We start from the raw sequence: 21,592 nt of genomic DNA, 5'->3' as shown, positions 1-21,592 counted from the left end.
GCCGCGCTGGCCGCCGGGTGCGGGGGTGACGACGACCCGTCCTCGGCCCGCGGGGACGACCCCACCGCGACCACGGCCCGGCCGGGGGACGGGGCCGGCGGGACTGGCACCTCCGGCGACTTGGTGCCCGGCGCCGAGGCCCGGCAGCTCGGACCCTCCGACGGGCCGGGCGTCCCCTCGGACGGGTGCCGGACCGATACCCCCGGCGACCAGGTGGCGAAGGAGCGCCATGAGCTGGACGGGATCGACGACGACGAGGGCGCGGCCCGCTGGTACCTGCTGACCGCCCCGGCCGGGACCGAACCGGTGCCCCTGGTGGTGGACTTCCACGGCCTGTCCGAAGGGGCCGAGATCCACTCCCTCATGAGCGAGATGGGCGAGCTGGGCCTGGAGCAGGGCTTCGCCACCGCCTTCCCCAACGGCACCGGCCAGCCCGTGGCCTGGGAGGTGCTCGCCGAAGGCGTCGACTCGCCGGAGCTGCCCTACGTCGACGCCCTGCTCGACGACGTGCTGGCCGCCCGGTGCATCGACACGTCCCGGGTCTACGCCACCGGCCTGTCCAACGGGGCCATGATGACCTCGATGCTGGCCTGCACCCGGGCCGACCGCTTCGCCGCCTTCGCCCCCGTGGCCGGCCTCAGCACCTGGGACGGGTGCCAGCCCCGACGCCCGGTGCCCATCCTGGCCTTCCACGGCACCGCCGATCCGATCCTGTACTTCAACGGCGGCATCGGCGACCTGAGCATCGTCACCGGGGGGGAGGCCCCCGAGAGCGTCGAGGTGCCCGAGGCCGACCTGGACGGCGAGGGCTACCCCGAGACGGCCCGGCAGTGGGCGGCGTTCAACGGCTGCGACCCGGAGGCCTCCGACGAGGAGCTGACCGAGGAGATCCTCGACCGCACCTGGCGCTGCCCGGCCGGCGCCCCCGTCGAGCTCGTCATCGTGGTGGGCGGCGGGCACTCCTGGCCCGGCAGCGAGTTCTCGAAGCAGATCGAGAGGATCGTCGGGCCCACCACCGACGACATCGCGGCCAGCGAGGCCATGTGGGAGTTCTTCCAGCGCTACCAGCTGCCGGCCTGACCCACCTGCCCTCTGGTGGCGGGAGAGGACGTCGGCGCGCTCCCACCGCGCCGACACGACCTCAGGTGGCCTCGATCACGCCCCCGCTGAGCAGGCCCAGCAGGACGAGCCCCAAGGCCACCCGGTAGACGACGAAGACCGTCGTGGGGTGGCGGGTCAGGTAGCGCAGCAGCCAGGCGATGGCGGCGTAGCCGACCACGAAGGCCAGGGCCGTGGCCACCACCGTGGCCGCCACGCCGGGGCCGTCCCCCGAGGTGACGTCCGGAGCGGTGGCCACCCCGGACAGGACCACGGCGGGGATGGACAGCAGGAACGAGAAGCGGGCGGCCGACTCCCGATCCAGGTCAAGGAACAAGCCGGCGCTGATGGTGGCCCCCGACCGGGACACCCCGGGCACCAGGGCCAGGGCCTGGGCCAGGCCGACGACCACGGCGGTGCGGGTGTCGACGTCCTCGATCCCCCGGGTCCGGCGCCCGACCCGTTCGGCCACGAACAGCACCCCACCCAGGACGATCAACGTGGTGGCCACCAGCCACAGGTTCCGGGCCCCCGTCTCGATCTGGTCCTTGAAGGCCAGGCCGAACACGGAGATGGGCACCGTGGCCAGGATCAGGTACCAGCCCAGCCGGGCGTCGAGGGTGCGCCGCAGCTCGGCATCCCGCAGCGAGCGCAGCCAGGTGGTGCCGATGCGCCAGAGGTCGTGCCGGAAGTAGATGACCACGGCCAGCACCGTGCCCAGCTGGGTCACCGCGGTGAAGGCGGCCCCCGGGTCGTCCCACCCCAGCAGGGCCGGCACGATGCGCAGGTGACCGCTCGAGGACACGGGCAGGAACTCGGTCAGCCCCTGGACGATCCCCAGGACGACGGCTTCGACGAACGACACGTCGTTCATGCTGCCTGAACGGCAACACCGGTCCCGTCATCCCGGCCGCCGCCGCCCGGCGGGGTCGGGCTAGGTGCCGGAGATGGTGACGTCGCGGATGACCAGGCTGACCCCGGCCGCGCTCATGGGCAGCCAGTCCACGTCGGAGCCCACGGCCTCCACGTCGCGCAGCATCTTCTGGAGGGTGGAGGCGATGGTGAACTCCCGCAGCGGGGCGCCCAGCTCACCGCCGGCGATGCGCAGGCCCTCGGCGCCGGTGGAGAAGTCGCCGCTCACCGGGTTCACCCCCGAGTGCATGCCGATCACCGACGAGACCAGCACCCCGTCGCCGACCTGGCGCAGCAGCGCCGGCTGGTCCAGCTGGCCCGGGGCCAGGGCCAGGGCCCGGCACCCCACGCCGGGCGTGGACTTGAACCCGCCCCGCACGGCGTTGCCGGTGGAGGCCGTCCCGGCCCACCGCCCGGTGTAGGCGTTGTGCACGAAGGCCTGGAGCACCCCGTCGGCCAGCAGCGAGGTGCGCCGGCTGGCCAGGCCCTCGCCGTCGGTGGCCGAGGCGGTGTAGGCCAACGGGTTGGTGGCGTCGTCGACCAGGGTGACCAGCGGCGAGCCCACCTCGTCGCCCAGGCGCTCGGCGAACGGCGAGCGCCCCTTGAGCACCGCCTCGCCCGACAGGGTCGAGCCCAGGATGGCGATGACCTGGGCGGTGACGTAGGGGTCGAGGACCACCGTGGCCCGGGTGCTGGCCGGCTTGGTCGCCCCCAGCAGGCGGGTGGAGCGCATCACCGCGTCGTCGGAGGCGTCGGCCGGGACCAGGTCGCCCAGCTCCCGCCCCACCGAGAAGCCGAACCCGGTCTGGGTCAGCCCGTCCTCCTCGGCCAGGCACGACACGGCCACGTAACAGGCGGTGGAGGCCGACTCGGAGCGAATGCCGGTGGTGGAGGCCACGCAGGCCTCGCCCATGGCGTCGACGAACTCGGCCGACTCCACACCGGAGATGCGGGGGTCGCCCGCCCGCACCAGGGCCTCCAGCTCCAGGGCCATGGCCACCTTGTCCTCGGTGGGCACCTGCAGCAACGAGGGCCGGAACAGGTCGAGGGTGGGCACCGCCACCCCGTCGGGCTCGGCCAGGCCCACGTGCGGGTCCGGGGAGGCGAAGCTGGCGTTGTCGCGGGCCTCGGCCAAGGTCTCGGCCAGCACGTCGTCGTCGAAGGTGGCGGCATAGGCGAAGCCCTGCCGGTCGCCCAGGACGACCCGGATGCCGACGCCCATGGACTCCGCCGAGGACAGCGACTCGACGTCGCCCTCGTACGCCCGCACCTCGGTGTGGCGGCTGCGGCCCACCACCGCCTCGACCGCCTCGCCGTCGGCGGCCCAGCCGACGACCCGGTCGGCGATGTCGGTCAGGTCCCGGGAGCCGGTCATGCCGCGGTGCCGCCGATGGTCAGGCTGCGCACCCGCAGGGTCGGCACACCGTCGCCCACCGGGACGCCCTGGCCGTCCTTGCCGCACGTGCCCGGCGAGCCCATGGCGAAGTCGTCGCCCAGGGCCTCGATGTCGGTGAGCACCTGGGGGCCGTTGCCGATGAGGTTGCCCTCCCGCAGCGGCTCGGTGACCACGCCGTCCTCGATCAGGTACGCCTCCCACATGCCGAAGACGAAGTCGCCGGTGGCGGTGTTGACCGAGCCGCCGCCCAGCTGGGCCACGTACACGCCGTGGTCGGTGCCGGCGATGATGTCGGCCGGGTCCTCGGTGCCGTTGGCCAGGAACGTGTTGGTCATCCGCACCATGGGCAGGTGCTGGTAGCTCTGGCGCCGCCCGTTGCCGGAGCGGGGCCGGCCCTCCTTGCGCCCCCGGGTGACGTCCCACATGTAGTCGGTGAGGACGCCGTCCTGGATGAGCACGTTGCGCTGGGCCGGGCTGCCCTCGTCGTCGATGCCGAAGCAGCCCCACTCATCGGCCACGGTGCCGTCGTCGATCAGGGTCACCAGCGGGGAGGCCACCTGCTGGCCCACCCGGTCGCGATACACCGAGGCCCCCTTGGCCACCAGGTCGGCCTCCAGGCCGTGGCCGCAGGCCTCGTGGAACAGGACGCCACCCCCACCGGCCCCGATGACCACCGGCATCTCGCCGCTGGGGGCCGGCCGCGCCCCCAGCTTGGTGACGGCCCGGGACGCGGCCTTGCGGGCCATGTCCTCCACCTCGTAGCGGTCGAACAGCTCGAAGCCCACGGTGTGGCCCACGCTCTGGCGGCCGGTCTGCATGCCGGTGTCGCCGGCGGCCACCACGCCCACCGAGAACAGGGTCCGGACCTGGTCGTCGCCGGTCAGCAGGCCCTCGCTGTTGGCCACCAGGATGCGCCGCCGGCTGTCGCCGTAGCGGGCGCTCACCTGGCGGACGGCGCCGTCCGCGCCCCGGGCCGCCTCGTCGGCCCGGCGCAGCAGCTCGACCTTGGTGGCCTTGGCCACGTCCTCGGGCTGGATGGCCACCGTGCTGGGGTGGCGGACGGCCTGCCGGTCGAGGGCCACGACGTTGCTGCCGCCCCCGCCCCGGCGGGCGGCAGCGCCGGCCGCCTCGGCCGCGGCCCGCAGGCCGGCCTCGGACAGGTCGGAGGTGTGGGCGTAGCCGGTGGTCTCGCCGCTGATGACCCGCACCCCCGCACCCCGGTCCCGGCCCGAGGCCAGCTCCTCGATGCGCCCGTCGTCGAGGACGGCGGAGGTCGAGCGCTTGTCCTCGGCGAACACCTCGGCGAACTCGCCACCCCCCTGGAGGGCGGCGCCCAGCACGCGGGACAGGACGTCCTCTTCGATCACGGCCATCTCTCCCGGGTCGGCGGGCGCCGGGGGCTCCCCGGCGTCGAGTCGGGCCAGCGTACCGACGCCCCGGGCGGTCCCGGCCCCGACACCGGTGGGGGGGGTTGGAGGCTGGCCGGCGGGGGGGCGTAGCGTACGCCTCCGTGTCTCTTCCCCGTGGGCTCACCGCCTCCATCCGGCCCGGCCTGACCGGGCGGGTGCACCTCGACGTGGCCGAGGCGGACACCGCGGCGGCGCTGGGCTCGGGCGACGTGCCCGTGCTGGCCACGCCCCGGGTGGTGGCCCTGTGCGAGCAGGCCTCGCTGGCCGCCCTGGGGGCGGTGCTCTCGGCCGACCAGACGTCGGTGGGCCAGCGGGTCCAGATCGACCACCTGGCCCCCACCGGCATCGGGGGCGCGGTCACCGCCGATGCCACCCTGGAGAAGATCGAAGGGCGTCGCCTCACCTTCACCGTGGCCGTGAACGACCGCTGCGGCCTGGTGGCGGCCGGCCGGGTCACCCGCGTGGTGGTCGAGCGCGAGCGCTTCCTCGGGAAGGCCTCGGGCTGAACCCGCCGCCCCCGCCGACCCCCGCCCCCGCACCACCCGGGATCGAGGTGGTCGGCCTCGACGCCGACGACACGTTGTGGCACAACGAGACGTACTTCGCCGAGGCGGCGGAGACGTTCGTCCAGATCCTGGCCCCCTGGACCCCGGAGGGCGAGGACGTGCGGGCCCGCCACGACGCCACCGAGCGCCGCAACCTGGAGCTCTTCGGCTACGGCATCAAGGGCTTCACCCTGTCCATGGTGGAGACGGCCCTGGAGGTCAGCGGCAACCGGGTCAGCGGGTTGGCCGTCGCCGAACTGCTGGCCCTGGGCAAGCGCATGCTGGCCCACCCGGTCGAGCTGCTCGACGGCGTGGCCCAGGCCGTCGACGAGCTGGCCGGCCGCTACCGGCTGGTGCTGGTCACCAAGGGCGACCTGATCCACCAGGAGCAGAAGATCGCCCGCTCGGGCCTCGCCGAGCGCTTCGAGCGCGTCGAGATCGTCTCCGAGAAGGACGAGGCCACCTACGCCGCCGTGCTCGACCGGCTGGGCGTCGCCCCCGAGCACTTCTGCATGGTCGGCAACACGGTGCGCTCCGACGTCCTGCCCGTGCTGGCCCTGGGCGGCCACGCCGTGCAGGTGCCCTACGAGATCACCTGGGCCCACGAGCGAGCCGCCGGCCACGGGGCCGAGTTCCCCGTCCTGGCCTCCCTGGCCGAGCTCCCGGCCTGGCTGGCCACCGCCCCCGACCGCTAGGTCAGCTAGGCGGTGGCCGACGACGGCAGGCCGGCCTCCAGGAAGCGGGAGACGACGCGCCACCAGCGGTCCGGGTTCTCGAACTGGGGGCTGTGGGCGGCGTCCACGATGACCTCGTAGGTGGCCCCGGGGATGGTGGCCGCCAGCCGCTCCGAGGCGCCCAGGAAGCCCCGGTCCTGCTCCCCCACCACCACCAGGGTCCGCAGGTCCAGGCCGGCCAGGGCCTCGAGGCGGTCGGGCACGGCCGGGAGCTGGAGGGCCACCGCGGCGTACATGGCCGCCGAGCACGCCTTCAGCTTGCGGTCGTTGAACTCGACGTAGCCCGGCCGCTCGGCCCGGACCCGCTCCTCGGCCGGGGGCCGGCGCCGGGTGTCCAGCTCGGCTGACAGCTCGGCCAGCCGGTCCACCCCCTCGGCCCGGACCACGGCCACGGCCAGCTCCACGATGCCGGGGTCGAGCCCCTCGACCGGGCCGTGCCCGGTGTCCATGAGGACCAGCGAGGCCAGCCGGCCCGGGACGTCGAGGGCCATGAGCTGGGCCACCATCCCCCCCATGGAGTGGCCCAGGAGGGCGAAGCGCTCCCAGCCCAGCGCGTCGGCCAGGGCGAAGGCGTCGGCCGCCATCTCGCCCAACGAGTACGCGACCTCCTCCGTGGGCTGGTCGCTGGCCCCGTGGCCCCGGTGGTCGGGCACCACGACGTGCCAGCCCCGGTCGGCGAAGCCGTCGACCACGTCGGCGAAGTCCTCCTTGGCCCCGCCGAAGCCGTGCAGGAGCAGCAGCGGCACCCCGCCGGACCCCGCCTCCAGGGCGCTGTGGCGCAAGCGGGAGGTCGTGATGTCTCGGATCTTCACCGGCGCCCCTCTCGGCGTGCCCGACCGTGGACGGCACTCTACAAACGGGGACCCCGGGGCCGGGGTCCCGGAGGTGGGCCCGGCTACCGTTGGGGCGCACCCTGCCGGGCGACGGCGGCCGGCGTCCCGGCCCCCGCGACCCCGCCCGTCCGCGAAAGGGGGTCAGGACGTGCCGCTCGCTCCCACCACCCGACGGCGCCTGACCCTGGCGGCGCGGATCGTCGTCAGCGCGGCCATGCTCGGCTTCCTCCTGACCAAGATCGAGACCCGGGGGGCCCGGGTCCTCCCGGAGTGGACGACCTCCACCGCCCTGTGGCTGGCCGGCGCCATGGTCCTCACGCTGGTGAGCATCGTGCTCTCCGCCCTGCGCTGGCAGACGGTGCTGGTGGCCATCGGCCAGCCGGCCCGGCTCCGCCGCCTGCTGTCGCACTACCTGGCCGGCCAGTTCGTGGCCAACGTGCTGCCCACCACCATCGGCGGCGACGTGCTGCGGGTGTCGCGCCTGGCCCGCGACAACGGGCACATGCCCGACAGCTTCGCCTCGGTGGTGCTGGAGCGCCTGACCGGCTGGCTGGTGCTCCCCCTCATCACCTTCGTGGGCCTGCTGGTCAACCCACCCCTGCGGGACCTGGGCCGGGCCACCCAGGTGGCCTTCAGCCTGGCCTGCGGCACCCTCGTCGGCCTGGTGCTGCTGCTCCTGGCCGTGGCGGCCAAGCGCTGGGGCGAAGTCGACGCCACCAAGGGCTGGAAGCGGTTCCTGGCCGCTGTCAGCCTGGGGCTCAACCGGTTGCGGGCCAACCCCCGCCACGCCGCCAGCGTGGTCGCCGTCGGCTTCGCCTACCAGCTGGTGCTGGTGGCCGCGGCGGTGATGGCGGCCCGGGCCCTGGGCATCCCCGACGCCGGGCCCACCGCCCTGCTGGCCTTCTTCCCGGCCGTGGCCATCGCCCAGGTCATGCCCATCAGCATCTCGGGCCTGGGGGTGCGCGAGGGGCTCTTCGCCCTGTTCCTCACCCCCCTCGGGGTGGCCACCGCCCAGGCCGTGGCCCTCGGCATCCTGCTCTACCTGCTGAACCTGATCGTGAGCCTGCTGGGCGCCCCCGCCTTCGCGGTGGGCGGGCGCCGCCGCCTGCCCCCCGAGCCCGACCCGCTCGACCCGCCGACCTCGGTGCCGGCGGCATGAGCGAGCCGACCACGGGCGCCCTGGCCGAGCCGGTGCCCGGGGGCGACGAGCCGCCCCCCCGCCCCGAGGCCGCCACCGCCGGCGGCCGCCGCCTGCGGTGGTGGCGCGAGGCCCTGTACGTCCTGCTCTTCTACTACGTCGGCTACTCGCAGATCCGCAACCTGTTCGGGTCCAACGGCGAGGGCTCGGCCGCCATCGCCTTCGACCACGCCAAGGCCGTCATCCGGGTGCAGGAGGCCATCGGGCTGTGGTTCGAGCCCGCCCTCCAGCGCTGGTACCTCGACCTGCCGGCCATGGGCCTCATCCGGTTCTGGAACATCTACTACGGCACGGCCCACTTCATCGTCACCGCCGTCGCCCTGGTCTGGGTGTACCGGCGCCAGCCCGACCGCTACTCGCTGTGGCGCAACACGCTGGCCCTCATGACCGCCCTGGCCCTGGTCGGCTTCGCCACCTACTCGCTGATGCCGCCCCGCCTGCTGGACGACACCTCCAAGTTCGGCGCCTGCTACGAGCAGCAGGTGAAGGGCTGCCACGGCTACGAGGTGACCGACACCCTGGCCGTCCACGGCGGGCTGTGGTCGTTCGGCTCGGGGGCCATGGCCGAGGTCTCGAACCAGTACGCGGCCATGCCCAGCATGCACACCGGCTGGTCGACCTGGAGCGCCTGCGTGCTGTGGGGCCTGACCCGGCGCCGCTGGCTGCGAGCCCTGGCCGTGCTGTACCCGGTGGCCACCGTGTTCTGCATCCTGATCACCGGCAACCACTACTGGCTGGACGCGGCCGGGGGCCTGGTGGCCTTCGGCGTGGGCCTGGGCCTGGCCAAGGTGATCACCGACTGGAACGAGCGCCGCTTCCTGGCCCGCGAGGCCGCGTCGACCGCCTAACCGGCCAGCCAGCGGACCGGGGGCCCGTGGAAGGCGCTGCGGGCCAGCACCTGGGTGGGGGGCGGGTCGCCGTCGGGTCCCGGCCAGCGGGTGAGGCGGACCTCGGCCTCCTGGTCGTCGGCCGGCTCCATGCGCAGCCAGGCCACCGGGGCCTCCGGGGTGGCCCGGGCCCCGGCCGCGGCCAGGACCTCCTCCAGCCCCCGCCGGCCCTCCGGGCTGAGGTACTGGGCCACGATCGAGTGCACCACCACGGTGGCCACCCCCGGGGCCGGCCCGGCCAGCCGGTCCGCCACCCACGCCGCGGCATCGGCCCGGTCCACCGGGGCCGGCACCGCGGCGGCCACGGCCAGGGCGGCGTCGAGGCGGTGGCGGCGCTCCTCCTGGTCCGGCCACAGGCAGGCCCGCAGCCGCAGCCGGGCGGCCGGGTCGGCCGGGTCCAGGGGGTGGAGGTCGCAGCCCCGGCGCTCGACCACCTCGACCGGGACGTCCAGCGCCGGGGTCCGGCCCGCCCACGGGGCCACGAAGCGGACCGACGATCCGGCGGGGCCGAACGTCCCGAGGCAACCATCGCCGGACTCGTAGCGGAAGTGGTCGAAGCGCAGGTTCAGGCCGGCGCTGGCCCCCACCTCCAGGACCCGGAGGGGCAGGCCGGCCCGGGCCACGGCCAGGTAGCCCCCCAGCAGGGCGGCCGAGCGTCCCACCTCGTTGGTCTGGAGGGGAGCGGCGGTCCGGGCCCGGACCCGATCCAGGTGGGCGGCGACGGTGGCCATGAAGGCGGCCCCCACACCTGGCCCGGGGCGCCCCCCGCACGAGGGGTAGTAGGCGGCCAGGTCCGGGGCCGAGCCGTCGAGGGCCACCTCGTGCACGGCCGCCAGGAAGCGGAGGATCAGGGCATGAGCGACGGGCTCGGCGGCGTGGTCGGCCAGGGCGGCCCGGCACGACCCGCCGGCTCGCACGTCGTCGGCCACCACGTCGAGCAGGCCGGTGTAGAGGGCCGAGCCCCCGATGGCGCAGCCCTGCTGCTGGGCCCGCACCCGGGCCTCCAACCCCTCCGATCCCTCGTGCACGGGCCGAGCATGCCCCACCGGGACCGGCGCCCGGGGAGGGCCACCCGTCGTGGGGGCTCTGCCACGACGGGGGCGGGGCGCCGGCGGTAGGTTGGGGGCCGATGCTCCTCGATCGGATCCACTGCCCCGCCGACCTGCGGCGGCTCTCCCACGCGCAGCTGGAGGAGCTCTCGGTCGAGATCCGGGACTTCATCGTCGACACCGTCGAGCGCATCGGGCACGGCCACCTGGGGTCCAACCTGGGCGCCGTCGAGCTCACCCTGGCCCTCCACCGGGTGTTCGACTCCCCCCGCGACATCCTCCTGTGGGACACCGGCCACCAGGCCTACGTGCACAAGCTGGTCACCGGGCGGCGCAAGGGCTTCGACGATCTGCGCCAGGCCGGGGGCCTCTCCGGCTACCCGTGCCGGGCCGAGTCCGAGCACGACTGGGTCGAGAACAGCCACGCCTCCACCATCATCAGCTACGCCCACGGCCTGGCCGTGGCCCAGGAGTCCGAGGTGGGCGAGGGCCGCCGGGTGGTGGCCGTCATCGGCGACGGCTCCATGACCGGGGGCATGGCGTACGAGGCCCTCAACAACCTGGGCCACTCGGGCAAGAAGGCCATCATCGTCCTCAACGACAACGGCCGCTCCTACGCCCCCACCGTCAGCCGCCTCACCGAGACCGTGTCGCGCCTGCGGGTCGACCCCCGCTACGTGCGCCAGCGGGCCCGGGTGGAGGAGACGGTGCGCAAGGTCCCCTACCTGGGCGACCACCTGGCCTGGGGCATGGCCGGGGCCCTGGCCGGCATGCGGGAGATGCTCGAGCCGCCCGTGTTCTTCGAGTCGCTGGGCGTGAAGTACACCGGGCCCATCGACGGCCACGACATCGCCGGGCTGGAGACGGCCCTGCGCCACGCCGCCGAGCTGGACGAGCCCATCGTCGTCCACGTCCTCACCGACAAGGGCAAGGGCCACGCCCCGGCCGAGAACGACCCCATCAAGCGCATGCACGACATCGGCGCCCCCAAGCCCGGGTCGTACACCGCGGCCTTCACCGAGGCGCTGATCAAGGAGGCCGAGAACCGGCCCGAGCTGGTGGCCATCACCGCGGCCATGCCCGACTCCACCGGCCTGCTCCCCTTCGACGAGGCCTACCCCGGGCGCATGATCGACGTCGGCATCGCCGAGCAGCACGCCGTCACCTCGGCCGCGGGCATGGCCATGGGCGGGCTGCGCCCGGTGGTGGCCCTCTACTCCACCTTCCTGACCCGGGCCTTCGACCAGGCCAACCTGGACGTGGGCCTGCACGGCCAGCCCGTGGTGTTCTGCCTGGACCGGGCCGGCATCACCGGCGACGACGGGCCGTCCCACCACGGCGTGCTGGACATGGTGCTCCTGTCCAAGGTGCCGGGCATGACCATGTTCGCCCCCTCGTCGTACCAGGAGCTCCAGCAGATGCTCCACGACGCCCTGGAGATCACCTCGGGCCCCGTCTCCCTCCGGTGGCCCAAGACACCGGCCCCCCACGTCCCCGAGGCCGAGGTCGGCTCCGGGCTCCGGGCCCGCAAGGTCCGCACCGGCCCCGACGCCTGCCTGGTCGGCGTGGGCAACATGCTGGCCCCCTGCACCGAGGCGGCCGCCGCCCTGGAGGCCGAGGGCATCTCCTGCACGGTGTGGGACCCCCGCGTCATCCACCCCCTGGACCCGACGCTGGTGGCCGACGCCGCCGCCCACCCGCTGGTGATCTCGGTCGAGGACGGCTACCGCGACGGCGGCATCGGCGCCGCCCTGGCCGACCAGGTGGCCGAGGCCGCCCTCGACCGGCCGGCGGCCGAGCGGCCCGCGGTGCGGGTCATGGGCGTCCCCACCGAGTTCCTGGCCCAGGGCAAGGCCCCCGCCATCCTGGCCGGCCTGGGCCTCGATGCCGCCGGCGTGGCCGCCGAGGTCCGTCGCTCCCTGCACCCCTGAGCGACCCCGACCGCTGACCGGCCCGCGGGCCGGGCGCGCCGGCGCCGGCCTCCCGGTGTGCCAGGGTGAGCGGCTCCATGGGTGCCCTCGTCGCCAGCCTGGCCAGCCTGTTCTGGGGTGTCAGCGACTTCCTGGGCGGCACGGCCAGTCGCCGGGCCCACCCCCTGGCCGTCATGCGGGTCAGCCAGGGCCTCGCCGTCCTGCCCCTGGTGGCCGTGGTCTTGGTGACCGGGGAGACCGGGCGCACCGGGGCCATCGGCTGGGGCGTGGCCGCCGGCCTGTTCAGCTGCGTGGGTCTGGCCTCGTTCTACGCCGCCCTGGCCGCCGGCACCATGGGGATCGTGGCCCCGGTGGCCGCCCTGGGGGCCGTGGTCCCCGTGGCCGTCGGCCTGGCCCAGGGCGAGTCGCCCCGCCCGGCCCAGATGGCCGGCATCGTGGTGGCCATCGCCGGTGTGGTCCTGGCCTCCGGGCCCGAGCGGGCCCGCGCCGCGGTGGAGCCGACCGACGACGACCCGGGGGGCGGCCCGGGGCCGGCCCCCTCCGCACCCGCCGAGCTGCTCGTCGAGCCGGCGCCCCTCGCTCGCGCCGCGCCCTCGCCCTGGCGGCCCCTGGCCCTGGCCGTCGTGGCCGCCGCCTCCTTCGGGGGCGTGCTGGCCGTGGTGGCCGAGGGCAGTGAGGCCAGCGTGGCCATGACCCTGCTGGCCACGCGGGCCACCAACGCCGCGGCCTGCGCCCTGCTGCTGGCCACCGCCTTCCGGGGGGCCACCCGACCCACTCGGGCCGACCGGGGCACCCTGGCCACCATCGCCGTGACCGACATGGGAGCCCACACCGCCTACGCGGTGGCGGTCAGCGGTGCATCGGTGGCCATCAGCGCGGTGCTGGCCTCGCTCTACCCGGCGGTCACCGCCCTGCTGGCCTGGCGGGTCCACGGCGAGCACCTGGCCCGGACCCAGGCGGTCGGCGTGGTGGCCGTGCTGGGCGGCGTCGCCCTGATCGCCGGGGGCTGACCCCGGGGCCGGCCCGCTGCCCTACTCGTAGGGGTTGTCGGTGAAGAAGGGGTTCTCGCCGGCGTCGTGGTCGGTGGTGTCGATCACCTCGGTGATCTCCGGGACCCGTTCGAGGATGGCCGACTGGATGCCGTCCCGCAGGGTCATGGCGCTCACCGCGCAGCCCTGGCAGCCGCCGCCCATGGTGATGTGGGCGGCCGAGCCCTCCACCTCGACCAGGCTGGCGAACCCGCCGTGGGAGGCCAGGGCCGGGTTGATGTGCTGGTCCAGGAGCTGGGTCACCCGCTCCTCGACGGTGCCGACCAGCTCGATGCTGCCGTCCATGCCCAGCGGGTCGGGCCGGTTGGGGTTGCGCAGCACGAGGCCGCCCTGGCCCTCCCGCGACGGCACGTCGAGGGTGGCCCCCTTCAACCGGTCGACGCTGCCGGCCGGGATCCACACCGTGACGCCGGCCTGGACGGTGACGGCGTCGTCGGGGGCGGCCCCGGCGGCCGCCTCGAAGGCCAGGTCGTAGCTGAACTCGGTGCCCCGCACGCCGGTGACCTCGACCCGCAGGGCCAGGGCCTCGGCGTCGTCCTCGGCGTCGCGGAGGCTGGCCACCGTGGCCAGGGCGGTGTCGGTGAGCCGCAGGACCAGGTCGGCCTCCGGCGTGTCGGCGGCCGTGGGCGCGGCGGCCGGCACCTCGGCGTCCGGGGCGGGAGCGGCGGCGGTGTCGGTGGCATCCATGGTCCGGTCAGGCTACCGACGGGGGCGCCGAACGCCGCGGCCGGCCGGGCCGGGGAACAACCGGCCGCCAGGCCGGGGTTGGCACCCGGGATGCCGCCCCCGCCGCCCGCCCACCCCCCCGGCGACGACGAGGCCGACCCCCGCCGCTGGCTGGTGCTGGGTGTCCTGTGCGTCAACCTGGTGCTGATCGTGGCCGCCGTCTCGTCGACCAACGTGGCCCTCCCCACCCTGGCCCGCCCGGACACGCTCAACGCCTCCCAGACCGGGTTGCAGTGGATCGTGGACATCTACGCCCTGGTCTTCGCCGGGCTCCTGCTCCCGGCCGGCGCCCTGGGCGACCGCTTCGGCCGCAAGGGGGCCCTGCAGGCCGGGCTGGCCATCTTCGTGCTGGCCTCGCTGGCCGCTAGCTTCTCGGGCGGCACCGGGCCGTTGATCGGGGCCCGGGCCGTGGCCGGCATCGGGGCGGCGCTGATCATGCCGACCACCCTGTCCATCCTCACCAACGTGTTCCCGCCCCACGAGCGGGCCCGGGCCATCGGCATCTGGGCCGGCTTCGCCGGGGCCGGCGGGGCCATCGGCCCCCTGGTCGGCGGGTTCGTCCTGACCCACTTCTGGTGGGGGTCGGTCTTCCTCATCAACGTCCTCATCGGCGCCGTGGCCCTGGTGGCCGGGGGCATCCTGGTGCCCACCTCCCGGGACGCCCACCGCTCCCCCCTGGACCCGGTGGGCTCGGCGCTGTCCATGCTGGGCTTCGGCGCCCTGCTCTTCGCGGTGATCGAGGCCCCCGAGCGGGGCTGGTCCGACCCGCTGGTGGTGGCCGGGTTCGTGGCCGCCCTGGCCCTGCTGGGCGGGTTCGTGCGCTGGGAGGCCACGTCGCGGTCGCCGATGGTGGACGTGGGCCTGTTCCGGGTGCGGCGCTTCGCCACCGGGACCCTGGTCATCACCATGGCCTTCTTCTCGATGTTCGGGATGTTCTTCGTCACCACCCAGTACCTGCAGTACGTGCGGGGCTACAGCCCGCTGCTGGCCGGCCTGGGCATCATCCCCAACGCCCTGGCCATGCTGTTCTGGGCCCCCCGCAGCGCCCGCATCGTCACCCGCCTGGGGGCCCGGGCCACGGTGGCCTCGGGCCTGCTGCTCCACGCCGCCGGCTTCTTCCTCCTGTCGCTGGCCTCCCACGACACGCCCTACGTGCTCACCGGGGGCGCCCTGGCGATCATCGGCACCGGCTCGGGCCTGGCCATGGCCCCCACCACGGCCATGATCATGGCCGCCGTGCCCCGGAACCGGGCCGGGATGGGCTCGGCCGTCAACGACACCGCCCGCGAGGTGGGCGGGGCGGCCGGCATCGCCGTGCTGGGCAGCATCCTGGCCACCCGCTACCGGGCCGGGCTGGGCGGGCTGGCCGAGCGCCTGCCCGGCGAGGCCGGCGAGCTCTTCCGCCGGGGCGTGGGCCAGGCCCTCCAGGTCAGCCGGAGCGTCGGCGGGCCCCGGGGGGCCGACCTGGCCGGCGCCGCCCAGGACAGCTTCGTGCAGGCCATGGCCGTGACCCTCCGGGTGGGCTCGGCCACCGCGGCGGTGGCGGCCCTGGCCGTGCTGTGGCTCCTCCGGGCCGAGAGGCCCATCCCCACCGCCAGCCCGGCCGCCCGGCCGGCCATCCCGGTGGACTGAGCCCGGCCTAGGTTGCCGGCATGGTCGCCACCGCCGCCCCCGAGCCCACCGACACGCTGTCCCTGGCCGGCCGGACGGCGCTGGTCACCGGCTCGTCGCGGGGCCTCGGGGCAGCCACCGCCCGCCGCCTGGCCCGGGCCGGCTGCGACGTGGTGGTCACCTACCGGCGCCAGGAGGACGAGGCCCGGGCGGTGGCCGCCGACGTGGAGGCGGCCGGCCGGCGGGCCTGGGTGCAGCGCTGCGACGTGGGCGACGTCGACGACGTGGATGCCCTGTTCGACGCGGTGGCCGACCCGGAGCGGGGGCCGGGCCGGCTCGACGTCCTGGTGGCCAACGCCGCGGCCACGTCGTTCCGGCCCCTGCTGGAGGCCGAGCCCCGCCACCTGGAGCGCACCTTCGCCATCTCGGTCACCGGCTTCCTGCGCCTGGTCCAGCGGGCGGTGCCCCTCCTGGAGGCCAGCGGCCACGGCCGGGTGGTGGCCGTGTCCGGGGTCGACACCGTGACCTGGATCCCGGCCCACGGCATCCTGGCCGCGGCCAAGGCAGCCATGGAGTCGATGGTGGCCTACCTGGGCTGCGAGCTGGGCGAGCGGGGCGTGACCGTGGTCGGCGTCAACCCGGGCTGGATCGACGGCGACAGCCTGAAGCTCATGCTGGGGCCCTTCCACCAGGCCCTGTCCGACATCGAGGCCCGCACCCACCCGCTGCGCAAGGCCATGACCCCCGAGGACGTGGCCGAGACCGTGGCCCTGCTCTGCACCGACGCGGCCCGGCTGGTCAACGGGTCGATCGTGCCGGCCGACGGGGCCGGCGTGTTCGCCTTCTGCGGGCGCTTCATCACCCTGGCCGCCGAGGCGGCCATGGCCGGCGCCGCGGTCGACCCGGCGGCCGGCGCCGCCCCCAGCGTGGTCCGTCCTCAGTCGTAGTACTCGGCGCCCAGGTGGGTGATGGGGTCGTCGCCCCGGAGGTGCCGGAGGGTGTTCTTCAGCTTCATGAGCTGGATGAAGATGTCGTGCTCGGGGTACAGCCCGGGCTGCGCCGGCTGGGGGCTCTTCCAGTAGAAGCTCAGCCACTCCTGCACGCCGGAGAGGCCGGCCCGCTGGGCCAGGTCCAGGAACAGGGCCAGGTCGAGCACCAGGGGGGCGGCCAGGATCGAGTCCCGGCACAGGAAGTCGACCTTGATCTGCATCTTGTAGCCCAGCCACCCGAAGATGTCGATGTTGTCCCAGCCCTCCTTGTTGTCGCCCCGGGGCGGGTAGTAGTTGATCCGCACCACGTGGTGGATGTCGCCGTAGAGCTCGGGGTTGCGCTCGGGCTCGAAGATGGTGTCGAGCACCCCCAGCTTGGACACCTCCTTGGCCTTGAACGACTCGGGGTCGTCCAGGATCTCGCCGTCCCGGTTGCCCAGGATGTTGGTGGAGTACCACCCCTCCACGCCCAGCATCCGGGCCTTGAAGCCGGGGGCCAGGATGGTCTTCATCAGGGTCTGGCCGGTCTTGAAGTCCTTGCCGGTGACCGGCACCTGCTTGGCCTTGGCCAGCTCCAGCAGGGCCGGGGTGTCCAGGTTCAGGTTGGGGGCGCCGTTGGCCACCGGGATGCCCAGCTTCAACAAGGCGTAGGCGTAGATCTGGCTGGGGGCGATGTCGGGGTCGGAGTCCCGCAGGCCCTGCTCGAAGGCCTCCAGGCTCTGGTGGACGGCGGTGGGCTCCCGGTAGACCTCGGTGGAGCCGCACCACACGGCCACCAGGCGGTCGCAGCCGTTCTCCTCGCTGAACCGGTTGATGTCGTCGGCCAGCTGCTGGGCCAGGTCCCACTTGGAGGCGGCGGCCTTCACGTGGTCGCCGTGGAGGTTGCGGACGTAGGCCTGCTCGAACACCGCGGGCATGGGCCGGATGGCCCGCAGCTCCTCGCCCAGCTCCTCCAGCATGTGGGCATCCAGCACGCCGGCCCGGCTGGCGGCCACGTAGGCGTCGTCCTCGAAGACGTCCCAGCCCCCGAAGACCAGGTCGTCGAGCTGGGCCAGGGGCACGTAGTCGTTGATCAGGGGCACGTTGTCGTCGGGGCGGGGCCCGATGCGGATGGTGCCCATCTGGGTCAGGGAGCCGATGGGCCGGGCCAGGCCCTTGCGGATGGCCAGGCACCCGGCGATGAACGTGGTGCCGACGGCGCCCATGCCGGGCAGCAGGACCCCCAGCTTGCCGGTGGCGGGGCGGATGTCGACGTTGGGCTCGAGGGGCACGAGGCGCTCCAGGGGGAGGGGGTGGGAGCCCGGGCTGCAGCGTCCGGGGGGCGGGCGCAGCGGGGCCGGCCCACGCTAGGCGCCACCCCTCGTGCGTCGCGCCCTCAGCCGGTGACGTGCGCGTCGGCCACGGCCAGGGCCTCGTCCAGCAGGTCCAGGCCGGCCTCCAGGTCCGCCACCGGGGTGGTCAGGGGCGGGACGACGTGGAGGCGGTTGCCGGCCGCGAACGGCACCACGCCCCGCTCCACGCACGCCGCCACCACCTGGCGCAGGGGGGCGGCGGCGGCGCCCGAGGCGTTGAACGGCACCAGCGGCTCCCTGGTGGCCCGGTCGCGCACCAGCTCCAGGGCCCAGAAGGCGCCCACGCCCCGCACCTCGCCCACGGAGGGGTGGCGCTCGGCCAGCGCCGCCAACCCCGGCCCCAGGACGTCGGTGCCCAGCATCCGGGCCCGGGCCAGGAGGCCCTCGTCCTCGAAGGCGCCGATGGAGGCCACGGCCGCCGCGCAGGCCAGGGGGTGGCCCGAGTAGGTGAGGCCCCCCGGGTAGGGCCGCTCGGCGAAGGTGTCGGCGATGGCCCGGGACATCAGCACCCCGCCCAGGGGCACGTAGCCCGAGTTCACGCCCTTGGCGAAGCAGATCAGGTCGGGCACCACGCCCCACCGGTCGACCGCGAACCACTCGCCGCAGCGCCCGAAGCCGGCCATCACCTCGTCGCAGACCATGACGATGCCGTGCTCGTCGCAGATCTCCCGCACCCCGGCCAGGTAGCCGTCGGGCGGCACCAGGACCCCGTTGGTGCCCACCACCGACTCCAGGATCACCGCCGCCACCGCGCCGGGGCCCTCGACGGCGACGGTGTCCCGCAGGTGGGCCAGGGCCCGCTCGCACTCCTCGGCCTCGGTGGTGGCGTGGAAGGCGGAGCGGTACAGGTAGGGCCCCCAGAAGTGGACCACGCCGGCCGGGCCCGGCTCGCTGGGCCAGCGCCGGGGCTCGCCGGTGAGGGCGATGGCCCCGGCCGTGGCCCCGTGGTAGCTGCGGTAGGCGGCCAGCACCTTGTGGCGCCCGGTGTGGAGGCGGGCCATGCGGACGGCGTTCTCGGTGGCCTCGGCCCCCCCGTTGGTGAAGAAGACCACGTCCAGGTCCCCGGGGGCCCGCTCGGCCAACAGGCGGGCCAGCTCGCCCCGCACCGGGTGGGCGTGGCCGGGGGCCACCATGCACAGCACGTCGGCCTGGGCCTTGATGGCCTCCACCACCCGGGGGTGCTGGTGGCCGATGTTGACGTTGACCATCTGGGACGACAGATCGAGGTAGCGGCGGCCGTCCTCGTCCCAGAACCAGCTCCCCTCGGCCCCGGTGACGACCAGCGGGTCGAGCGCCTTCTGGGCCGACCACGAGTGGAACACGTGGGCCCGGTCGTCCCGGTAGGCCTGGCTCCGGGCGGTGTCGACGGTGGCGGCGGTGTCGGTCACGGGGGCTCCTGGCGGCGGCAGCGGCCCACCCGGCCGGGGCGACCGGCCGTCGACCTGCCTTGCGGATGGGGTCCGAGCCGACCAACCTACGCCCATGCGGATCCGCGCCCTGGTCCTGGCCCTGGCGGCCGTCGCCCTCCTGGCCACCGCGGCGTGCGGCGACGGCGGCGGGGACGAGTCCACCGGGCGGCCCACCGAGTCCGCCCTGTCGATCAAGCTCCGCAACGACGGCGGCTTCCCCCCCACCTCGGCCGACTGCGTGGCCGAGGTGCTGGTGGCCTCCGACATCTCCGACGCCGGGCTGCGGGACTTCCTGGGCGCCGACCTGGAGGCCGGCGGCGACCTGGCCCAGGACGAGATGAGCACCAAGGACCAGGAGGCCCTGGCCGAGGTGGCCCAGGACCTCAACACCTGCCTCGGCGGCCAGACGGCCCCCGCCAGCACCGCACCAGCAGCCGAGAGCACGGCGCCGACCACCGCCCCCGGCGACACCGGCACCACCGCACCGACCACCGCCGGGCCCGACACCACCACCGCCACCACCGCCCCGCCGGGCACCACGGCGACGACCACCACCGCCACCACCGCCGGGGGCTGACCGGTCGGTCTAGCGGTCGGCCTCCTCGGCCAGGGCCAACCACTCGTCCTCGGCCCCGGCCAGCTCGTCGGCCACGGCGGACAGCTCGGCCCCCATGTCGGCCATGCGCCGGTGGTCGGCGGCGCCCTCGGCCAGCGCCGCGGTCAGCTCCTCGCGCCGGCGCTCCAGGCGCCGCACCCGCCCCTCGGCCTCCTTCATGAGCTTGTGCAGGTGGCCCCGGGGCCGCCGCGACGCCGTCGGCGGAGCGGCCGGGGCGGGCGCGGTCGGGGCGGCCGGGGCGGGCGCCGCCGGGCGGGGGGACGCCGGGCGGGGAGCAGCGGCGCCGGCCCGGCCCCGGGCCCGGGCGGTGCGCCGCTGCTCCTCCCAGGCCGGGTAGCCCCCGGGGAGGCGGCGTCCGTCCACGCCCTCGTCGATGACCAGCACGTCGGTGACGGTGCGCTCCAGCAGGGCCCGGTCGTGGCTGACCACCACCAGGGCCCCGGGCCAGTCGTCCAGGAAGTCCTCCAGCACCCGCAGGGTGTCGAGGTCCAGGTCGTTGGTGGGCTCGTCCAGCAGCAGGACGTTGGGCCGGGCCCGCAGCGTGAGCAGGAGCTGGAGCCGCCGGCGCTCGCCGCCCGAGAGCAGGCCCACGGGCGCCCCCTGGGCATCGGCGTCGAACCAGAACGCCTCCAGCAACCGGGCATCGGTCCAGTCCGGGTCGCGGTGGGCACCGGCCACCGCGGCGGCCACCCGCAGGCCGGGGTCGAGGGCCAGGCCGGCCTGGTCGTACACCGCCACCTCGGCCGTGGTGCCCCGCACCACGCGGCCCTCGGCCGGTGTGATGCGGCCGGCGATGACGTCGACCAGGGTCGACTTGCCGGCCCCGTTGGGCCCCACCAGCCCAAGTCGTTCCCGCGGGTCGAGGGCCAGGTCCACCCCCCGGAACAGCCAAGGCCCGTCCTCGTCCCAGCGGTGGCCGACGCCGTGCAGCTCGACCACCTGGTCGCCCAGGCGGGGGGTGCCGTGGTGCAGGGGCAGCTCGTCGGAGGGACGGGCCGCGGCCTCGGGCCGGGCCTCGACCAGCGAGGTGGCCCGGTCCACCCGGGCCCGGGCCTTGGTGGTGCGGGCCGGAGCGCCCCGGCGCAGCCAGGCCAGCTCCCGACGGGCCAGGTTGCGGCGCCGGCTGTCGGCCACCGCGGCCTGCTCGGCCCGGAGGGCCCGGGCCTCCAGGTACGAGGCGTAGCCCCCCTCGTGGGCGTGGCCCCGGCCCCGGTCCAGCTCCAGGATGCGGGTGGTGACCCGGTCGAGCACGTGACGGTCGTGGGTGACCAGCAGCAACCCGCCCCGGTGGGCGGCCAGCCGCTCCTCCAGCCAGGCGATGGCGTCGATGTCGAGGTGGTTGGTGGGCTCGTCCAGGATCAGGACCACGGCGTCGTCGCCCTCGCCGGCCGGGCCCACCTCGGCCAGGGCCCGGGCCAGGGCCACCCGGGTGGACTGCCCGCCCGACAGCGTGGCCACGTCCCGGTCGAGCAGGTCGGACAGGCCCAGCCGGTCGGCCACCGCCTCGGCGGCCCACGCCCCCTCGCCCTCGGCCCCCACCGCGGCCCGCACCGTCCCCGGCGGGAGGGTGCGGTCCTGGGTGACGGCCACCACCCGGCTGCCCCGGCCCCGCCGCACGGTGCCGGCCGCCGGCTCGACCGCGCCGGCCAGGACCCGGAGCAGCGTGCTCTTGCCGCACCCGTTGAGCCCGACCACGGCCAGGCGGTCGCCGCTGGCCAGGGTGACGCCCACGTCGGTGAACAGCGGCCGCTCGGGGCGGGTCACGGTCAGCCCGGCGGCGTCGAGGAGGATCACGGCGCCGAGGGTACGGCCCGGTGTCCCCCGCCGGGCCCAGCGCCCCCCGTACCC

The 21,592-nt window shown here is 75.2% G+C and carries 19 protein-coding genes; 10 read left to right on the top strand and 9 right to left on the bottom strand.

The features are described from left to right. The first annotated feature begins 213 nt into the window (after window positions 1-213). Window positions 214-1,080 carry a PHB depolymerase family esterase gene (locus VEW93_12980; GenBank protein ID HYI62707.1) on the top strand — a complete coding sequence of 289 codons (867 nt, stop codon included), beginning with the start codon at window positions 214-216 and terminating at the stop codon, window positions 1,078-1,080. Between the two features lie 61 nt (window positions 1,081-1,141). Here the strand turns inward: VEW93_12980 and VEW93_12975 are convergent, their stop codons facing one another. The 3 genes from VEW93_12975 to VEW93_12965 form a co-directional block, all read right to left on the bottom strand. Beyond that, window positions 1,142-1,963: an undecaprenyl-diphosphate phosphatase gene (locus VEW93_12975; GenBank protein HYI62706.1), complete on the bottom strand. Its 822-nt coding sequence runs from the start codon at window positions 1,961-1,963 to the stop codon at window positions 1,142-1,144. Between the two features lie 69 nt (window positions 1,964-2,032). Then, window positions 2,033-3,385, bottom strand: coding sequence for a TldD/PmbA family protein (locus VEW93_12970; protein ID HYI62705.1), 1,353 nt, complete (start codon window positions 3,383-3,385; stop codon window positions 2,033-2,035). Then, entirely contained in the window at window positions 3,382-4,779 is a 1,398-nt protein-coding gene (locus VEW93_12965; protein HYI62704.1) for a TldD/PmbA family protein, read from the bottom strand. Before VEW93_12965 ends, VEW93_12970 begins: the two co-directional genes overlap by 4 nt. A 137-nt stretch (window positions 4,780-4,916) precedes the next feature. Between VEW93_12965 and VEW93_12960 the strand changes: the two genes are divergently transcribed. Continuing rightward, window positions 4,917-5,321: a hotdog domain-containing protein gene (locus tag VEW93_12960; protein HYI62703.1), complete on the top strand. Its 405-nt coding sequence runs from the start codon at window positions 4,917-4,919 to the stop codon at window positions 5,319-5,321. A 47-nt stretch (window positions 5,322-5,368) separates the two neighbouring features. Further along, on the top strand, window positions 5,369-6,055 hold the full coding sequence (locus VEW93_12955; protein ID HYI62702.1) for an HAD family hydrolase: 687 nt from the start codon (window positions 5,369-5,371) through the stop codon (window positions 6,053-6,055). Window positions 6,056-6,060: 5 nt separating this feature from the next. Here the strand turns inward: VEW93_12955 and VEW93_12950 are convergent, their stop codons facing one another. Beyond that, window positions 6,061-6,906: an alpha/beta hydrolase gene (locus VEW93_12950; GenBank protein ID HYI62701.1), complete on the bottom strand. Its 846-nt coding sequence runs from the start codon at window positions 6,904-6,906 to the stop codon at window positions 6,061-6,063. 169 nt (window positions 6,907-7,075) lie between these two features. On the opposite strand from VEW93_12950, the gene VEW93_12945 reads away from it, so the two are divergent. Continuing rightward, a complete protein-coding gene (locus tag VEW93_12945; GenBank protein ID HYI62700.1) occupies window positions 7,076-8,086 on the top strand; it encodes a lysylphosphatidylglycerol synthase transmembrane domain-containing protein in 1,011 nt (336 codons plus the stop codon). Beyond that, window positions 8,083-8,973, top strand: coding sequence for a phosphatase PAP2 family protein (locus VEW93_12940; GenBank protein ID HYI62699.1), 891 nt, complete (start codon window positions 8,083-8,085; stop codon window positions 8,971-8,973). Before VEW93_12945 ends, VEW93_12940 begins: the two co-directional genes overlap by 4 nt. On the opposite strand, the gene VEW93_12935 is transcribed toward VEW93_12940, so the two are convergent. Further along, window positions 8,970-10,040, bottom strand: a complete 1,071-nt coding sequence (locus VEW93_12935; GenBank protein ID HYI62698.1) for a DUF2332 domain-containing protein — start codon at window positions 10,038-10,040, stop codon at window positions 8,970-8,972. The two genes, VEW93_12940 and VEW93_12935, sit on opposite strands and share 4 nt — an antisense overlap. 101 nt (window positions 10,041-10,141) lie before the next feature. Here VEW93_12935 and dxs point away from each other — a divergent pair, with 101 nt between their 5' ends. Together dxs and VEW93_12925 are read left to right on the top strand one after the other, a co-directional pair. Continuing rightward, complete coding sequence (gene dxs / locus VEW93_12930) at window positions 10,142-11,992, top strand: 1-deoxy-D-xylulose-5-phosphate synthase (GenBank protein ID HYI62697.1); 1,851 nt, start codon at window positions 10,142-10,144, stop codon at window positions 11,990-11,992. 77 nt (window positions 11,993-12,069) lie between these two features. After that, window positions 12,070-13,002 carry an EamA family transporter gene (locus VEW93_12925; GenBank protein HYI62696.1) on the top strand — a complete coding sequence of 311 codons (933 nt, stop codon included), beginning with the start codon at window positions 12,070-12,072 and terminating at the stop codon, window positions 13,000-13,002. 21 nt (window positions 13,003-13,023) lie between these two features. Here the strand turns inward: VEW93_12925 and VEW93_12920 are convergent, their stop codons facing one another. Beyond that, window positions 13,024-13,728 (bottom strand): NifU family protein, encoded by a 705-nt coding sequence (locus VEW93_12920; protein HYI62695.1) that lies wholly within the window; start codon window positions 13,726-13,728, stop codon window positions 13,024-13,026. Window positions 13,729-13,818: 90 nt separating this feature from the next. On the opposite strand from VEW93_12920, the gene VEW93_12915 reads away from it, so the two are divergent. Beyond that, entirely contained in the window at window positions 13,819-15,399 is a 1,581-nt protein-coding gene (locus VEW93_12915; GenBank protein HYI62694.1) for a DHA2 family efflux MFS transporter permease subunit, read from the top strand. 20 nt (window positions 15,400-15,419) lie between these two features. Then, on the top strand, window positions 15,420-16,325 hold the full coding sequence (locus tag VEW93_12910) for an SDR family oxidoreductase (protein HYI62693.1): 906 nt from the start codon (window positions 15,420-15,422) through the stop codon (window positions 16,323-16,325). Here the strand turns inward: VEW93_12910 and VEW93_12905 are convergent. Next, complete coding sequence (locus VEW93_12905) at window positions 16,316-17,638, bottom strand: inositol-3-phosphate synthase (GenBank protein ID HYI62692.1); 1,323 nt, start codon at window positions 17,636-17,638, stop codon at window positions 16,316-16,318. The two genes, VEW93_12910 and VEW93_12905, sit on opposite strands and share 10 nt — an antisense overlap. A gap of 104 nt (window positions 17,639-17,742) precedes the next feature. Next, entirely contained in the window at window positions 17,743-19,107 is a 1,365-nt protein-coding gene (locus VEW93_12900) for an aspartate aminotransferase family protein (GenBank protein ID HYI62691.1), read from the bottom strand. A 94-nt stretch (window positions 19,108-19,201) separates the two neighbouring features. On the opposite strand from VEW93_12900, the gene VEW93_12895 reads away from it, so the two are divergent. Further along, a complete protein-coding gene (locus VEW93_12895) occupies window positions 19,202-19,705 on the top strand; it encodes a hypothetical protein (protein ID HYI62690.1) in 504 nt (167 codons plus the stop codon). 9 nt (window positions 19,706-19,714) lie between these two features. Here VEW93_12895 and VEW93_12890 read toward each other — a convergent pair whose 3' ends face one another. Beyond that, window positions 19,715-21,538 (bottom strand): ABC-F family ATP-binding cassette domain-containing protein, encoded by a 1,824-nt coding sequence (locus VEW93_12890; GenBank protein ID HYI62689.1) that lies wholly within the window; start codon window positions 21,536-21,538, stop codon window positions 19,715-19,717. Window positions 21,539-21,592: the final 54 nt, after the last annotated feature.

It is taken from the genome of Acidimicrobiales bacterium (genome assembly GCA_035630295.1).
Taxonomy (GTDB): Bacteria; Actinomycetota; Acidimicrobiia; order Acidimicrobiales; family Iamiaceae; genus Iamia.
The sequence above is the reverse complement of the archived record's forward strand: the minus strand, read 5'-3'. Positions and strand labels throughout refer to the sequence as shown.

Excerpts from the sequence above, each read along its gene's own strand:
- VEW93_12970 (HYI62705.1), bottom strand. The coding sequence starts at position 3,385 with ATGACCGGCTCCCGGGACCTGACCGACATCGCCGACCGGGTCGTCGGC.
- VEW93_12965 (HYI62704.1), bottom strand. The coding sequence starts at position 4,779 with ATGGCCGTGATCGAAGAGGACGTCCTGTCCCGCGTGCTGGGCGCCGCC.
- VEW93_12940 (HYI62699.1), top strand. The coding sequence starts at position 8,083 with ATGAGCGAGCCGACCACGGGCGCCCTGGCCGAGCCGGTGCCCGGGGGC.
- dxs (HYI62697.1), top strand. The coding sequence starts at position 10,142 with ATGCTCCTCGATCGGATCCACTGCCCCGCCGACCTGCGGCGGCTCTCC.
- VEW93_12925 (HYI62696.1), top strand. The coding sequence starts at position 12,070 with ATGGGTGCCCTCGTCGCCAGCCTGGCCAGCCTGTTCTGGGGTGTCAGC.
- VEW93_12920 (HYI62695.1), bottom strand. The coding sequence starts at position 13,728 with ATGGATGCCACCGACACCGCCGCCGCTCCCGCCCCGGACGCCGAGGTG.
- VEW93_12915 (HYI62694.1), top strand. The coding sequence starts at position 13,819 with ATGCCGCCCCCGCCGCCCGCCCACCCCCCCGGCGACGACGAGGCCGAC.
- VEW93_12910 (HYI62693.1), top strand. The coding sequence starts at position 15,420 with ATGGTCGCCACCGCCGCCCCCGAGCCCACCGACACGCTGTCCCTGGCC.
- VEW93_12895 (HYI62690.1), top strand. The coding sequence starts at position 19,202 with ATGCGGATCCGCGCCCTGGTCCTGGCCCTGGCGGCCGTCGCCCTCCTG.